Genomic DNA, 14,451 nt, shown 5'->3' on the forward strand with positions numbered 1-14,451 from the left:
GAAGGGGCGGATGCTGCGGCATCCGCCCCTTTCTCATGGCAGTCGACCTCGTGAGGAGAAGACATGAAGAGCTGGGATGAGCGGATCGACGAGGTCTGGGCCGATGCCTCGGGCGAGGAGGTCGGCGATGTCACGATCGGACGGATCGACGCTTTGGCGGCGGAGCGGGGAAATGACGATGCCCGCGCGGAGTTCGAGCGTGCGGGCGCCAGGGATTCCGCCGGACGCCCGGCCGAGGCGGTCGAGCTCTACCGTCGCGCGCTCGCGCTCGGGCTCGACGAGGAGCACCGCCCCCAGTGCGTGATCCAGCTCGCGAGCTCCCTGCGCAACCTCGGCGCCTACGATGAGGCGCTCGCGGTCATCGTGGAGGAGGAGCGGCTCTCCGCCGACGGCCCCTATCGCGACGCGGTCGCGACCGTGCACGCCCTGATCCTCGCGAGCGCGGGGCGTCCGGCGACCGGGCTGTCGGTGGCATTGCTCGCCCTCGTCCCGCACCTGCCGAGATACCACCGTTCGATGACGGCGTACGCGCACGAGATCGCGGGACTCGACACCTGATATGCCGACGGCGAACACGGCCTGGGGGCTGCGTTGTCGCCGGTAGATTCGAATCACTGAAACACGGAATCAGGAGCTGACATGGCTGCAGAACCCCTCCTCGCGACGAGCGTCTTCGACAGGCTGTTGAAGGACCGCATCATCTGGCTGGGATCAGAGGTGCGTGACGAGAACGCCAACGAGATCTGCGCGAAGATCCTTCTTCTCGCCGCAGAGGACTCGGAGAAGGACATCTACCTGTACATCAACTCGCCCGGCGGGTCGATCACGGCCGGCATGGCGATCTACGACACGATGCAGTTCGTGCCGAACGACATCGTGACGGTCGGCATCGGCATGGCCGCGTCGATGGGTCAGCTCCTGCTGACCGCGGGCACGAAGGGCAAGCGCTACATCACGCCGAACGCCCGCGTGCTGCTGCACCAGCCGCACGGCGGCTTCGGAGGCACCTCCAGCGACATCCAGACCCAGGCTCAGCTGATCGTCTCGATGAAGAACCGTCTCGCCGAGATCACCGCGGCGCAGACCGGCAAGCCCGTCGAGCAGATCAACGAGGACGGCGACCGCGACCGCTGGTTCACCGCCGAAGAGGCCCTCGAGTACGGCTTCGTCGACCACATCCGCGAGTCCGCCACCGACGTCATCGGCGGCGGCGGCACGGACGCCAACTGAGAGCGAGAGGACCCTTCATGTACACACCCACCTTCCGCTCCGCCGGTGACCTGCCCTCCAGCCGCTACGTGCTCCCGCAGTTCGAGGAGCGCACGGCTTACGGCTTCAAGCGTCAGGACCCGTACAACAAGCTGTTCGAGGACCGCGTGATCTTCCTCGGCGTGCAGGTCGACGACGCGTCGGCCGACGACGTGATGGCGCAGCTTCTCGTGCTGGAGAGCCAGGACTCCGAGCGCGACATCACGATGTACATCAACTCGCCTGGCGGATCGTTCACAGCGATGACGGCGATCTACGACACGATGCAGTACGTCGCGCCGCAGATCCAGACCGTCGTGCTGGGACAGGCCGCGTCCGCGGCATCCGTCCTGCTGGCCGCCGGTCACCCCGGCAAGCGCCTGGCGCTGCCCAACGCCCGCGTGCTCATGCACCAGCCGGCGATGGGTGAGGCCGGTCACGGTCAGGCGTCGGACATCGAGATCCAGGCGGCGGAGATCCTCCGCATGCGCACCTGGCTCGAGGAGACCATGGCCCGCCACACCGGCAAGTCGGTGGAGCAGGTCAACCGCGACATCGACCGCGACAAGATCCTCTCGGCGTCCGAGGCGCACGAGTACGGAATCGTCGACCAGGTGCTGAGCTCGCGCAAGCGCGCCTGACCTCGTCGCTGCAGAAGAGGACGTCGGCCTTCGGGTCGGCGTCCTCTTCTGCGTCCTGGCGCACCCTCCGTCGGATGTGCGACGCCACGGCACCTGACTGCTCATATGAGCAGATGGGTGCGCGAACGGTGATTCCGTCGTACCCTTGATGAGGAAGGAGGATGCCGTGGAAGACGAACTCACGATGGTCCGCGTCGCCGAGCTCTACTACGACGAGGACAAGACGCAGGACGAGATCGGCGCCCTCCTCAAGCTCTCCCGCTGGAAGGTCGGCCGCCTGCTGACCCAGGCCCGCGAGCGCGGCATCGTCCGCATCGAGATCATCCACCCCCGCGCGCGACGGCTCGGACTCGAGCGCGATCTGGTGGAACGCCACGGCCTCACCGCCGCCGTGGTCGTCCCCTCGCCGGATGGCGACGACGGCACGCTCGAACGCGTCGCCCAGGCGGCCGCCGACTACCTGAGCGCCATGCGCCCCGTGCCCCGCACTCTCGGCGTCAGCTGGGGCCGCACGCTCCGCGCCGTCGCCGAAGCCCTGCCCGACGGCTGGGCGACCGGAGTCACGGTCGTGCAGCTCAACGGGGGAGTGAGCCTGAACCGTCGTTCCGGCGGGGCCGCGGGTCTCGCCGTCACGATCGCGCAGCGCGCCTCCGGGCACGTGTCACTGTTGCCCAGCCCGGCGATCCTCGAGCGCGTCGAGACCAAGCAGGCCATCGAATCCGACCGCACCGTCGCGGCCGTGCTCGAAGAGGCTGCGCAGGCACAGGCCTTCCTGTTCACGGCCGGTCCGTGCGACGCCAGCTCCGCGCACGTCGAGAACGGCTACCTGTCGGCATCCGACGTCGAGGAGCTCGCGCGCCGCGGTGCGGTCGGCGACGTGCTCGGCCGGTACATCGACGCCGACGGCAACATCGTCGACCCGCAGCTGGACTCGCGCACGGTCGGCGTCGACCTCGCGCGCCTGCGCTCGGCGGAGCGGGCGATCTTCGTGACCGCGGGCGACGCCAAGCACGACATCGCCCGCACGGTCGTGACGAGCGGCCTGTGCAGCGTCCTGGTGACCGATGAGACCACAGCACGAGCATTGTTGGAGGAACGATGACGACCCAAGAACTCAGTCGCAGGACGGCGGTGGACGTCCTCGGCGGTGAGCCGGACGACGCCACACTGCGCCGCTTCCTGCACGGCCTGCCCGGCGTCGACGCCGTGGGGCTGGAGCAGCGCGCGGCCGGCCTCGGCACGCGCTCGATCAAGACCACCTCGAAGGCCTGGGCCCTCGACACGATCATCCGTCTGATCGACCTCACGACGCTCGAAGGAGCCGACACGCCCGGCAAGGTGCGCTCGCTCGTCGCCAAGGCCAAGAACCCGGATGCCGCCGACCCGACGACCCCCAAGGTCGCGGCCGTCTGCGTGTACGGCGACATGGTCCCGTTCGCGACCGAGGCGCTCGGTGCGATGCGCGGCGACCCCGACGACGGACTGATCTCCGTCGCCGCGGTCGCGACGGCCTTCCCCAGCGGCCGCTCCTCGCTCGCGATCAAGCTCGCCGACACGGCCGAGGCGGTCGCAGCAGGCGCCGACGAGATCGACATGGTGATCGATCGCGGGGCGTTCCTGTCCGGGCGCTACGGCCTCGTCTTCGACCAGATCGCTCAGGTCAAGGAGGCCTGCCGCCGCGAGGACGGCACGTACGCCTCGCTCAAGGTGATCCTCGAGACCGGCGAGCTCAACACCTACGACAACATCAAGCGCGCCTCCTGGCTCGGAATCCTGGCCGGTGGCGACTTCATCAAGACCTCGACGGGCAAGGTGCAGCCGGCGGCCACGCTGCCGACCACGCTGCTCATGCTCGAGACGGTCCGCGACTGGTATCGCGGCACCGGGCAGCGCATCGGTGTGAAGCCCGCAGGCGGCATCCGCGCATCCAAGGACGCCGTCAAGTACCTCGTCACGGTCGCTGAGACCGTGGGTGAGGAGTGGCTGCAGCCGCACCTCTTCCGCTTCGGCGCGTCGAGCCTGCTCAACGATGTGCTCCTGCAGCGCCAGAAGCTCACCACCGGCCATTACTCCGGCCCCGACTACGTCACGATCGACTAGGAGCCCGCACATGTCATTCCTGGAATACGCTCCGGCCCCGGAGTCCAAAGCGGTCCTGCACCTCAAGGACAGCTACGGCCTGTTCATCGACGGGGAGTTCGTCGACGGCTCGGGCTCGAGCTTCGTCACCATCTCGCCCGCGGACGAGAGCCGCATCGCCGAGATCGCCTCGGCGAGCGACGAGGACGTCGACCGCGCCGTCGCCGCCGCACGCCGCGCCTACGACAAGACCTGGTCGAAGATGAGCGGCCGCGACCGCGGCAAGTACCTCTTCCGCATCGCTCGTCTCGTGCAGGAGCGCGCTCGCGAGCTCGCCGTGGCCGAGAGCCTCGACAACGGCAAGCCGATCAAGGAGAGCCGCGACGTCGACGTGCCGCTCGTCGCCTCCTGGTTCTTCTACTACGCGGGCTGGGCCGACAAGCTCGACTACGCGGGACTCGGCGCGAACCCCCGTGCGCTCGGCGTGGCCGGGCAGGTCATCCCGTGGAACTTTCCGCTGCTCATGCTCGCGTGGAAGCTCGCCCCGGCCCTTGCCGCGGGCAACACGGTCGTGCTCAAGCCCGCCGAGACCACGCCTCTCACGGCGCTGATCTTCGCGGAGATCCTGCAGCAGGCAGACCTCCCCGCCGGCGTCGTCAACATCGTCACCGGCGCGGGGCCGACGGGCGCGGCGCTCGTGCGCCACCCCGACGTCGACAAGGTCGCGTTCACCGGCTCGACCGGCGTGGGCCGCGACATCGCCCGTGCGGTCGCCGGAACGAACAAGAAGCTCACGCTGGAGCTCGGCGGCAAGGCCGCGAACATCGTGTTCGACGACGCGCCCATCGACCAGGCCGTCGAGGGCATCGTGAACGGCATCTTCTTCAACCAGGGGCACGTGTGCTGCGCCGGCAGCCGCCTGCTCGTGCAGGAGTCGATCCACGACGAGGTCATCGACCGGCTCAAGAACCGCCTCTCGACACTGCGCCTGGGCGACCCGCTCGACAAGAACACCGACATCGGCGCGATCAACTCGGCCGCCCAGCTCGCCCGCATCCGCGAGCTCAGCGACATCGGCGAGGCCGAGGGCGCGGAGCGCTGGACGGCGGACTGCGCGATCCCCGAGAAGGGCTTCTGGTTCGCTCCGACGATCTTCACCGGCGTCGAGGCCTCGCACCGGATCGCCCGCGACGAGGTGTTCGGCCCCGTGCTGTCGGTGCTCACGTTCCGCACACCGGCCGAGGCGATCGCCAAGGCCAACAACACCCCGTACGGCCTGTCGGCCGGCATCTGGTCGGACAAGGGGTCGCGCATCCTCGCGGTCGCCGACCGGCTGCGCGCGGGAGTGGTGTGGGCGAACACGTTCAACCGTTTCGACCCGTCGAGCCCGTTCGGCGGCTACAAGGAGTCCGGATACGGCCGCGAGGGCGGACGTCAGGGTCTCACCGCGTACCTGAAGGGAGCCGCAGCATGAGCAAGCGACTCAGCGTTCCGAAGACGTACAAGCTCGCGATCGGCGGCGCCTTCCCGCGCAGCGAGTCCGGGCGCACCTACGAGGTGCTGTCGGCGAAGGGAGCGTTCCTCGCGAACGCGGCCCAGGGGTCGCGCAAGGACGCGAGGGATGCCGTCGTCGCGGCACGCTCCGCCGTCAAGGGCTGGTCGGGGGCGACCGCGTACAACCGCGGCCAGGTGCTGTACCGCGTCGCCGAGGTGCTCGAGGGGCGCCGCGCGCAGTTCATCGACGAGATCTCGGCGCAGGAGGGCGTGTCGGCATCTGCCGCCGCCGCACAGGTCGACGATGCGATCGACCTGTGGGTCTGGTACGCCGGATGGTGCGACAAGTACGCGCAGGTCGCGGGCAACGCGAACCCGGTGTCGGGTCCGTACTTCAACATCTCGGTGCCCGAGCCCACCGGAGTCGTCGCGATCGTCGCGCCGCAGGACTCCGCGCTGCTCGGCCTCGTGTCGGTCGTCGCGCCCGCGCTCGTCGCGGGCAACACGGTCGTGGTGGTCGCCAGCGAGCGGCATCCGCTCTCCGCCATCAGCCTCGCCGAGGTCCTCGCGACGAGCGACGTGCCCGGGGGAGTCGTGAACGTGCTGACCGGCTCGCCCGCGGAGATCGCCCCGTGGCTGGCCTCCCACCAGGACGTCAACGCACTCGACCTCGCAGGTGCCGGTGACCTGGAGTGGATCGACATGCAGATCGCCGCGGCCGAGACGCTGAAGCGCGTGCTCGCGCCCGGCGCGGTCGTGGCCTCGCCCGAGCGCATCGCGGCCTTCACGGAGGTCAAGACCGTCTGGCACACGAAGAGCATGGTCTGACCCCGGCTCACGCCGCCGACGCCCCTGCCGGGCTACGAAGCCCCTGCTCATCCACGTGACTGAGCAGGGGCTTCGTCGATCGGCAGGGGCGTCGCGGGGCGGATGCTGGTGGGAGCGAGTCCAGGACGCTTCCGCGCCAATGCGCCCTGCTGTCCGACGCACCGGTTAGGCTCAGTAGACGATCTCTGGATCCCTCGAGGAGGACGCGCATGGCCCGTATCGGTGAAAGCGCTGACCTGTTCAAGTGCTCGTTCTGCGGAAAGAGCCAGAAGCAGGTGCAGCAGCTCATCGCTGGCCCCGGTGTGTACATCTGCGACGAGTGCGTCGAGCTGTGCAACGAGATCATCGAAGAGCGCATGGCGGAATCGTCCGCTGAGGGCACCGCGGACTTCGAGCTGCCCAAGCCCCGCGAGATCTTCACGTTCCTCGAGGAGTACGTCGTCGGACAGGAGCCCGCCAAGCGCGCGCTGGCCGTCGCGGTCTACAACCACTACAAGCGCATCCGCGCGCACGGCACCCTGCAGCCCGCAGAGCAGAAGGCCGAGAGCGTCGAGATCGCCAAGAGCAACATCCTGCTGATCGGTCCCACCGGCTGCGGCAAGACCTACCTGGCGCAGACACTCGCCAAGCGACTCAACGTGCCGTTCGCGGTCGCCGATGCCACAGCGCTCACCGAGGCCGGCTATGTCGGCGAGGATGTCGAGAACATCCTCCTCAAGCTCATCCAGGCGGCGGACTACGACGTCAAGCGTGCGGAGCAGGGCATCATCTACATCGACGAGGTCGACAAGATCGCCCGCAAGGCCGAGAACCCCTCGATCACGCGCGACGTGTCGGGCGAAGGCGTGCAGCAGGCCCTGCTGAAGATCATCGAGGGCACGGTCGCCTCCGTGCCGCCGCAGGGCGGACGCAAGCACCCGCACCAGGAGTTCCTGCAGATCGACACCTCGAACGTCCTGTTCATCGTCGCCGGCGCCTTCGCCGGTCTCGAAGACATCGTGTCGGCCCGCGTCGGCAAACACGGCATCGGCTTCGGCGCGCCCTTGCACGACAAGGGCAAGGACCTCGACCTCTTCAGCGAGGTGCTGCCGGAGGACCTGCACAAGTTCGGCCTGATCCCCGAGTTTATCGGCCGTCTCCCCGTCGTCACGAACGTCTCGCCGCTCGACCAGGACGCACTGATCGACATCCTCACCGGTCCGCGCAACGCGCTCGTGAAGCAGTATCAGCGGATGTTCGAGCTCGACGGTGTGGAGCTCGAGTTCGAAGACGAGGCGCTCCGATCCATCGCCGACCTCGCCGTCGAGCGCAAGACCGGTGCCCGCGGTCTCCGCGCGATCCTCGAGGACGTGCTCGGACCGATCATGTTCGAGATCCCCTCCGCCGAGGACGTCGCGAAGGTCATCGTGACCCGTGCGGCCGTCGACGAGGGCGCGCCGCCGACCATCGTGATGGAGCGCAAGCGCAAGAGCGCCTGATCATGCGACCCGAGCCGTGGGAGGTCGTCTCCCGGCGGATCCTCGTGGACGATCGCTGGTTGCGGCTCCGTGCCGACGACTGCCGCACGATCGACGGCCGGTCGATCGCCCCGTACTACGTGCTCGAGTACGGCGACTGGGTGTCGGTGCTTGCTCTCGATACCGACGGCCGCGCGATCCTCGTCGACGAGTACCGGCATGGAGCCGGCGTCATCGCGCTCGGGACTATCGGCGGCGGTGTCGCCGCAGGGGAGGACCCGCACGACGCCGCTGCGCGAGAGCTGCGCGAGGAGACCGGCTACGCCGCCGAGGAGCTCATCGACCTCGGTGCGACCTGGGCGAACTTCGGCTCGCACACCAATCGCGTGCATCACTTCCTCGCGCGGGGATGCCGTCGCGTCGGTGACCCGTCACCCGACGAGAACGAGACGGTCGCCGTGCAGATCCTGCCCTTCGAGTCGCTCGGGGAGCAGCTGCGCCAGAGCTACCACCAGCTCACCTGGTACAAGGCCAGGGAATGGCGCGATCGCGAGACGACGGAAGATCACGCTCCATGACGAACACGGAATCCGCGGCTCGAGAAACGATCGTCGCCCTCGGCGGCGGTGGATTCTCGATGTCCGACGGGGGCGCTCCGCGATCGACGATCACATCGTCGATTTCGCCGCGTTGGTCTTCCGCGACGGCGCGCTCGTCGATGCGGTGGGGCGAGCGGCAGGCGCGCAGCGCGATTCGGGTGCGGAGAGCCGGTCAGGACGTGATCGAGGAGGCCCTCGAGGTACGCCGGGTCGCGTGACGACAGTGCAGACTCAGCCCGCCATGAGGCGGAACTGCGCGATCAGCACCGTGTCGACACCGTCTGTCCACTCCCAGAAGGTGTCGAGCGCGAAACCCTGCGCCGCGAACGTGGTCGCGATCGCTCCCGGAGACGCGTACGGCGCGTGATCGCGGGGGTATGGATGGGACGTGCGTTCTACGCCGGTCAGGTGCGCCGAGCTGAAGCTGGCCGTCACCAGGAGTCCGGCGGGGCGGAGCACCCTCGCCCACTCCCGGAGCGCCGCCGGGACATCGGGAAGGATGTGCAGCGCAGTCACGCAGGTGATGAGATCCACCGAGTCGTCGTCGAGGTCGAGTGCGGTCGCATCGGCCTCCCACCAGTCCGCGGAGGGGAGCGCGCTCTGGGCCACCCGCAGCATCTCGCGGGAGATGTCCACCCCGATGAGGCGACGGACTCCGGGGTCGCGACGAGCCACGGCTCGCAGCACCAGCCCGGTCCCGGTGGCGACATCCAGCATCGTCGTGACACCATCGAGGTCAAGGCGTTCGGCGACCGTCGCGGCCAGGTCACGATGCATCTCGCTCTCGTCGTAGTCCGCGGCGCGGGCGTCGAACGCCTGACGGATCCGCGCCAGACGGTCGTCAGGCATCGAGTCCTCGCCGTTTCAGGAGCGGCTCGATCTCGGCATCCCGGCCGCGGAAGTCGCGGTAGGCCTCGAGCGGATCCTTCGAGCCGCCCACGCCCAGCAGCCTCTCGCGGAAGCGGTCGCCGTTCTCACGGGTGAGCCCGCCGTTCTCACGGAACCACTCGACCGTGTCGGCGTCGAGCACCTCGCTCCAGATGTACGAGTAGTAGCCCGCGCTGTAGCCGCCCGAGAACACGTGGGCGAAGTACGCCGAGGAGTATCGGGTCGGCACGGCCGGCTCGTCGAGGCCGATGTCGGAGAGCGCGGCAGCCTCGAACGCTGCCACGTCGCCGGGTTCCGCATCGACGCCGACCCGGTGCCAGGCCTGGTCGAGCCACGCGGCGGCGAGGTACTCGCTCGTCGCGTGTCCCTGGTCGAAGGTCTCGGTGGCGCGGAGTCTCTCGACGATCGCGGGGTCGAGCGGCTCGCCCGTCACGTGGTGTCGCGCGTAGTCGTCGAGCACCTCGGGCCACAGGATCCACATCTCATTGACCTGGCTCGGGAACTCCACGAAGTCGCGGAACACGTTCGTGCCCGAGAAGTGCGGGTAGGTCACGACGGCGAACAGGCCGTGCAGAGCGTGCCCGAACTCGTGGAACAGCGTCGTCACCTCGTCGAGGGTGAGCAGGGTCGGCTCCCCGTCGCCGGGCTGTGCCACGTTGAGGTTGTTCACGACCACGGGCGCTGTGCCGCGGAGCCTCGACTGGCTGACGATCGGGTTCATCCACGCGCCGCCGCGCTTGGAGTCGCGCGTGTAGAGGTCGAGCACGTAGAGTCCGAGCGCCGAGCCGTCAGCGTTGCTCACCTCGAACACCCGCGCGCCCGGATGATAGGCGACGAGGTCGTGGCGTTCGGAGAACGTGATGCCGTACAGCCGCGTGGCCGCCGAGAAGACGCCGTCCTGCAGCACCCGCTCCGCCTCGAACCAGGGGCGGAGGGCCGCGGTGTCGATGTCATAGCGCGCCGCGCGGACCTTCTCGGTGTAGAACGCCCAGTCGTGGGCCTCGACCGTGAACGGCTCCGCCTCGACTTCGTCGACGATCTCCTGCAGGGCTGCCTTCTCCACCGCCGCGTTCCGGGCGGCCGGCGCGGCCAGTCGGCGCAGCATCCGCTCCACCGCTTCGGGAGTTCCCGCCGTCTCGTCGGCCGTCACGTACGCGGCGTGCGAGGGGTAGCCGAGCAGCGCGGCGCGCTCGGCGCGGAGCCGAACGATGTCGGCGAGGACGGCGCGGTTGTCGTTCGCGTTTCCGCGGGAGGCGCGGCTGCGCGATGCCTGCATGATGCGTCGCCGTGATTCGCGGTCGCTCAACTGCGCGAGGTACGGGTGTCCCGTGAACAGCGGGAGGGTGACGAGGTAGCGCCCGTCGAGTCCGCGCTCCTGCGCGGCGCGGGCGGCGGCCGAGAGCTCTCCCGTGCCGAGACCGGCGAGCTCTTCGGGCGAGTCGAACACGACGGCGAGGTCGTTCGTGTCGTTCAGCAGGTTCCGTTCGAACGTCGTGCTCAGCGTGGACAGCTGCTGGTTCAGGAGCGTGAGGTGGGCCTTCGCCTCGTCGTCGAGGGCCGCTCCCGCATGGGTCATCTCGCGGTGGTGCCGTTCGACGAGGTAGCGCTGCTCGGCATCCAGGTCGAGATCGGCGAGCTGAGCGTGCACCTGCTGCACCCGCCAGTACAGCGCGCCGTCGAGCGTCACGGCATCCTGATGGGCGGCCATGAGCGGTGCCAGCTCTTCGTCGATCGCCTGGATCTCAGGTGTCGCGTCGGCCGAGCTCACGGTGTAGAACGCGTGGGAGACCCGGTCGAGCAGCGCGCCGGAGCGCTCGAGCGCCTCGATCGTGTTCTCGAACGTCGGCATCGACCGCACCATCGTGATACGCGAGATCTCCGAGCGGTGCTCCTCGAACGCGGTCCGGAACGCGGGCAGATAGTGCTCGGGGCGGATGCGGGAGTAGTCGGGGAGTCCGTAGGGGAGCGTCGACGGCTGGAGCAGCGGATTGGTGTCGTCGGTCATCCCCTGAGCCTAGCCATCACGCGTCCGAGAGCGTCGATGACGAGGCGCACGGAGCGGCGGCGCAGGTTCTCGGGTCGGGCGAGCACGTCGATGAGGCGGTGAGTCGAGACTCCGCGCAGCGGCAGCCGCACGATCTCGTCGTCGTCGACCGTGCGCGAGGTGTAGCGCGGCAGCATCCCGATGACGTCCCCGCCGGCCACGATCGCGGCGACCGCGCCGTAGTCGTTGATGCGGTGCCGGATCTCCACCGGTCGCCCGGCGACCGCCGCGACCGCGCCGAGCACGTCGTCGGGGGAGTATCCGGTCCGGCTCGTGACCCACGGCCCGTTGACGACGTCGGCCGGGGTCACCCGCGACCTCGACGCGAGCGGATGCGTGCGGGCGACGGCGACGTCGAGCGGTTCCTTCGCGAGCGTGAGGCTGCGCACTCCTTGCGTCGGCCAGGGCGTCGAGTGCTCCATGCGATGCGCCAGCACGAGGTCGTACCGCGCGGTGAGGCCGGGGAACTCGCTCTGGGCGACATCTTCGTCGGTGAGCTGGACGGTCGGGGCCTCCTCCGAGACGGACAGCTCGCGGATCAGCTCGCCGAACAGCGCCTGGCCGACGCTGTGGAAGCCGCTGATGGTGACCACGGCCGATGCGGTTCCCTCGAAGTCGTCGATCGCGCTCCGCGCGGCGGCGACCGCGTCGATCGCCTCGGCGCCGGCGGCGGCGAGCACTTCGCCGGCGGCGGTGAGAGCGAGGCGGCGACCGTCCTTGCGGGTGAGCGGGGTGCGGAACCCGCGCTGCAGTGCGGACAGTTGCTGCGATACGGCCGAAGGGGTCACGCCGAGGGTGTCAGCGACGGCAGCCACGCTGCCCAGCGCGCCGAGTTCGCGCAGGATCTGCAACTGATGGATCTCCATTCCCACACATTAGCCTTGTCTACATCATCTGTGCAGAAGGGTGGCCTTGTTCTACATGGTCATGTGCGGTGGGATCGAGGCATGAGGGCACTGTTCAAAGCCGAACGCGCATCCGGACTCGAAATGGTCGAGCGGCCGGATCCGGTCGCCGCCGCCGGCGAGGTCGTGATCCGCGTGCTCCGCACCGGCATCTGCGGCACCGACCTGCACATCCGCCGGTGGGACGAGTGGGCCGCGTCCGCGATCGACGCGCCCCTGATCCCCGGCCACGAGTTCTACGGCGAGGTCGTCGAGGTCGGCCCCCTCGTGCACGACATCTCCGTGGGTGACAGGGTCTCGGGTGAGGGTCACATCGTGTGCGGGACCTGTCGAAACTGCCGGGCCGGCCGACGGCAGATGTGCATCCGCACGATCGGACTCGGGCTGCAGCGTGACGGCGCGTTCGCCGAGTTCCTCGCCCTGCCGGCGACGAACGTCTGGGTGCACCATGCCGACGTCAGTCCCGAGCTCGGTGCGATCTTCGACCCCCTCGGCAACGCCGTGCACACCGCGCTCACGTACCCGCTCGTGGGGGAGGACGTGCTCGTGACGGGTTGCGGTCCGATCGGCCTCATGGCGATCGCGGTGGCCCGTCACGCCGGGGCGCGGTTCATCACGGCGACGGACGTCAGTGCGCCGCGGCTCGAGATGGCGACGCTCATGGGTGCCGACCAGGTCGTGGACGTGTCGCAGCGGGAAGTGCGCGAGGCGCAGCGGGTGCTCGGGATGCGGGAGGGCTTCGACATCGGCTTCGAGATGAGCGGCGCTCCGTCGGCGCTCCCCGCCATGATCGACAACATGAATCACGGCGGACGCATCGCGATGCTCGGACTCCCGACGTCGGGGTTCGAGATCGACTGGGGCAAACTCGTGACGCACATGCTGACCATCAAGGGGATCTACGGGCGCGAGATGTTCGAGACCTGGAATGCGATGGGCGCGATGCTGCAGACGAGCGCGACGCTGCGCGCGTCGATCGGCCGCGTGATCGCGGGGGTGCTCCCGGCGAGGGAGTGGGAGCGCGGATTCGCGGCGGCGGAGTCCGCCGGCACGGGAAAGATCATCCTCGATTGGACGGAGCTGTGATGTACGGGACTTTTCAGACGCATGTGGCCGCGGAGCTCGCCGGGATCGAGGAGGCCGGACTGACGAAACGCGAGCGCGGCATCCGCGGACCGCAGAGTGCCGAGATCACGGCCGACGGCGCCGAGGTTCTGAACTTCTGCGCCAACAACTACCTCGGCCTCGCGGACGACGTGCGCATCAGGGACTCCGCGAAGAGCGCGCTGGACGAGTGGGGCTACGGTCTCGCGAGCGTGCGGTTCATCTGCGGCACCCAGGAGCAGCACCTCGAGCTGGAGCGTCGGCTCGCCGGCTTCCTCGGCACGGATGACGCGATCCTCTACTCCTCGTGCTTCGATGCCAACGGCGGGGTCTTCGAGACGCTTTTCGGCGCGGAGGACGCGATCATATCGGACGAGCTGAACCACGCGTCGATCATCGACGGCATCCGGCTCTCCAAGGCGCGGCGGCTGCGGTACCGCAACCGTGACATGGCCGACCTGGAGGAGCAGCTGAAGGCGGCTTCCGATGCGCGCTTCCGCGTGGTGGTGACGGACGGTGTCTTCTCGATGGACGGCTACATCGCGCCACTCACGGAGATCTGCGATCTGGCGGAGCGCTACGACGCCCTGGTGTTCGTCGACGACTCGCACGCCGTGGGCTTCGTGGGGGAGCACGGACGGGGGACGCCCGAGCTGTGCGGGGTCGCCGACCGCGTGGACATCTACACGGGGACGTTCGGGAAGGCCCTCGGCGGGGCGTCCGGCGGATACGTGGCCTCGCACGCCGACATCGTCGCGCTGCTGCGACAGCGTTCGCGCCCGTACCTGTTCTCCAACACGCTGGCCCCCTCGATCGTCGCGGGGACGCTCACTGCTCTCGATCTCGTGGAGGGTTCGGCCGACCTGCGGGCGCGGCTGCGTGAGAACGCGGCGCTGTTCCGCGAGCGCATGACGGCCGAGGGCTTCGAGCTGCTTCCGGGAGAGCATCCGATCGTGCCGGTGATGTTCGGCGACGCCGCGGTGACGGCCAGGATCGCGAGCGAGATGCAGAAGCACGGCGTCTATGTCACGGCGTTCAGCTTCCCCGTCGTGCCGCGCGGGCTCGCGCGCATCCGGGTGCAACTCTCGGCGGCGCATACGCCCGAGCAGGTCGAGCGGTGCGTGGCGGCGTTCGTGGCCGCGCGCGCTGCTGTCTCCTGAAGAC

Annotated in this window: 14 protein-coding genes; 11 read left to right on the forward strand and 3 right to left on the reverse strand. The window is 68.9% G+C overall.

Annotation, left to right across the window (positions count from 1 at the left end; all coding sequences use genetic code 11):
* Positions 1–63: 63 nt before the first annotated feature.
* The 9 genes from AKH00_RS16155 (at position 64) to AKH00_RS16195 (ending at position 8,325) form a co-directional block, all read left to right on the forward strand.
* Positions 64–558, forward strand: coding sequence for a tetratricopeptide repeat protein (locus AKH00_RS16155; RefSeq protein WP_050723796.1), 495 nt, complete (start codon positions 64–66; stop codon positions 556–558).
* 81 nt (positions 559–639) lie between these two features.
* Entirely contained in the window at positions 640–1,230 is a 591-nt protein-coding gene (locus AKH00_RS16160) for an ATP-dependent Clp protease proteolytic subunit (RefSeq protein WP_050723797.1), read from the forward strand.
* A 17-nt stretch (positions 1,231–1,247) separates the two neighbouring features.
* A complete protein-coding gene (locus AKH00_RS16165; RefSeq protein WP_050723798.1) occupies positions 1,248–1,889 on the forward strand; it encodes an ATP-dependent Clp protease proteolytic subunit in 642 nt (213 codons plus the stop codon).
* A gap of 166 nt (positions 1,890–2,055) precedes the next feature.
* Positions 2,056–2,991: a sugar-binding transcriptional regulator gene (locus AKH00_RS16170; protein WP_050723799.1), complete on the forward strand. Its 936-nt coding sequence runs from the start codon at positions 2,056–2,058 to the stop codon at positions 2,989–2,991.
* Positions 2,988–3,989 (forward strand): deoxyribose-phosphate aldolase, encoded by a 1,002-nt coding sequence (gene deoC, locus AKH00_RS16175; RefSeq protein WP_050723800.1) that lies wholly within the window; start codon positions 2,988–2,990, stop codon positions 3,987–3,989. The genes AKH00_RS16170 and deoC overlap by 4 nt, the downstream gene beginning before the upstream one ends.
* Positions 3,990–3,999: 10 nt before the next feature.
* Positions 4,000–5,442, forward strand: coding sequence for an aldehyde dehydrogenase family protein (locus AKH00_RS16180; protein ID WP_050723801.1), 1,443 nt, complete (start codon positions 4,000–4,002; stop codon positions 5,440–5,442).
* The gene (locus AKH00_RS16185; RefSeq protein ID WP_050723802.1) at positions 5,439–6,290 is read left to right on the forward strand and encodes an aldehyde dehydrogenase family protein; all 852 of its coding nucleotides are present in this window, start codon (positions 5,439–5,441) and stop codon (positions 6,288–6,290) included. Before AKH00_RS16180 ends, AKH00_RS16185 begins: the two co-directional genes overlap by 4 nt.
* Positions 6,291–6,499: 209 nt before the next feature.
* Positions 6,500–7,768 (forward strand): ATP-dependent Clp protease ATP-binding subunit ClpX, encoded by a 1,269-nt coding sequence (gene clpX, locus AKH00_RS16190; RefSeq protein WP_050723803.1) that lies wholly within the window; start codon positions 6,500–6,502, stop codon positions 7,766–7,768.
* A 2-nt stretch (positions 7,769–7,770) separates the two neighbouring features.
* A complete protein-coding gene (locus tag AKH00_RS16195) occupies positions 7,771–8,325 on the forward strand; it encodes an NUDIX hydrolase (protein WP_050723804.1) in 555 nt (184 codons plus the stop codon).
* Positions 8,326–8,577: 252 nt separating this feature from the next.
* Here AKH00_RS16195 and AKH00_RS16205 read toward each other — a convergent pair whose 3' ends face one another.
* Genes AKH00_RS16205 through AKH00_RS16215 form a run of 3 tightly spaced genes read right to left on the reverse strand, consistent with a single transcriptional unit; the run spans position 8,578 to position 12,144 of the window.
* Complete coding sequence (locus AKH00_RS16205; RefSeq protein WP_050723806.1) at positions 8,578–9,195, reverse strand: class I SAM-dependent methyltransferase; 618 nt, start codon at positions 9,193–9,195, stop codon at positions 8,578–8,580.
* The gene (locus AKH00_RS16210; RefSeq protein WP_050723807.1) at positions 9,188–11,239 is read right to left on the reverse strand and encodes a M3 family metallopeptidase; all 2,052 of its coding nucleotides are present in this window, start codon (positions 11,237–11,239) and stop codon (positions 9,188–9,190) included. Before AKH00_RS16210 ends, AKH00_RS16205 begins: the two co-directional genes overlap by 8 nt.
* Positions 11,236–12,144: a LysR family transcriptional regulator gene (locus AKH00_RS16215; RefSeq protein ID WP_050723808.1), complete on the reverse strand. Its 909-nt coding sequence runs from the start codon at positions 12,142–12,144 to the stop codon at positions 11,236–11,238. Before AKH00_RS16215 ends, AKH00_RS16210 begins: the two co-directional genes overlap by 4 nt.
* 81 nt (positions 12,145–12,225) lie before the next feature.
* On the opposite strand from AKH00_RS16215, the gene tdh reads away from it, so the two are divergent.
* Together tdh and AKH00_RS16225 are read left to right on the forward strand one after the other, a co-directional pair.
* The gene (tdh, locus tag AKH00_RS16220) at positions 12,226–13,269 is read left to right on the forward strand and encodes an L-threonine 3-dehydrogenase (RefSeq protein WP_050723809.1); all 1,044 of its coding nucleotides are present in this window, start codon (positions 12,226–12,228) and stop codon (positions 13,267–13,269) included.
* Positions 13,269–14,447, forward strand: a complete 1,179-nt coding sequence (locus AKH00_RS16225) for a glycine C-acetyltransferase (RefSeq protein WP_050723810.1) — start codon at positions 13,269–13,271, stop codon at positions 14,445–14,447. Before tdh ends, AKH00_RS16225 begins: the two co-directional genes overlap by 1 nt.
* The last annotated feature ends 4 nt before the right edge of the window (positions 14,448–14,451 follow it).

The organism is Microbacterium sp. GCS4, assembly GCF_001262495.1.
In the GTDB taxonomy this organism is placed as follows: domain Bacteria; phylum Actinomycetota; class Actinomycetes; order Actinomycetales; family Microbacteriaceae; genus Microbacterium.

Bases quoted from the DNA above. Each gene is read 5' to 3' on its own strand.
- AKH00_RS16165 (WP_050723798.1), top strand. From the start codon at position 1,248: ATGTACACACCCACCTTCCGCTCCGCCGGTGACCTGCCCTCCAGCCGC.
- AKH00_RS16210 (WP_050723807.1), bottom strand. From the start codon at position 11,239: ATGACCGACGACACCAATCCGCTGCTCCAGCCGTCGACGCTCCCCTAC.
- AKH00_RS16180 (WP_050723801.1), top strand. From the start codon at position 4,000: ATGTCATTCCTGGAATACGCTCCGGCCCCGGAGTCCAAAGCGGTCCTG.
- AKH00_RS16215 (WP_050723808.1), bottom strand. From the start codon at position 12,144: ATGGAGATCCATCAGTTGCAGATCCTGCGCGAACTCGGCGCGCTGGGC.
- AKH00_RS16205 (WP_050723806.1), bottom strand. From the start codon at position 9,195: ATGCCTGACGACCGTCTGGCGCGGATCCGTCAGGCGTTCGACGCCCGC.
- AKH00_RS16225 (WP_050723810.1), top strand. From the start codon at position 13,269: ATGTACGGGACTTTTCAGACGCATGTGGCCGCGGAGCTCGCCGGGATC.
- deoC (WP_050723800.1), top strand. From the start codon at position 2,988: ATGACGACCCAAGAACTCAGTCGCAGGACGGCGGTGGACGTCCTCGGC.
- AKH00_RS16185 (WP_050723802.1), top strand. From the start codon at position 5,439: ATGAGCAAGCGACTCAGCGTTCCGAAGACGTACAAGCTCGCGATCGGC.
- AKH00_RS16155 (WP_050723796.1), top strand. From the start codon at position 64: ATGAAGAGCTGGGATGAGCGGATCGACGAGGTCTGGGCCGATGCCTCG.
- clpX (WP_050723803.1), top strand. From the start codon at position 6,500: ATGGCCCGTATCGGTGAAAGCGCTGACCTGTTCAAGTGCTCGTTCTGC.
- AKH00_RS16195 (WP_050723804.1), top strand. From the start codon at position 7,771: ATGCGACCCGAGCCGTGGGAGGTCGTCTCCCGGCGGATCCTCGTGGAC.
- tdh (WP_050723809.1), top strand. From the start codon at position 12,226: ATGAGGGCACTGTTCAAAGCCGAACGCGCATCCGGACTCGAAATGGTC.
- AKH00_RS16160 (WP_050723797.1), top strand. From the start codon at position 640: ATGGCTGCAGAACCCCTCCTCGCGACGAGCGTCTTCGACAGGCTGTTG.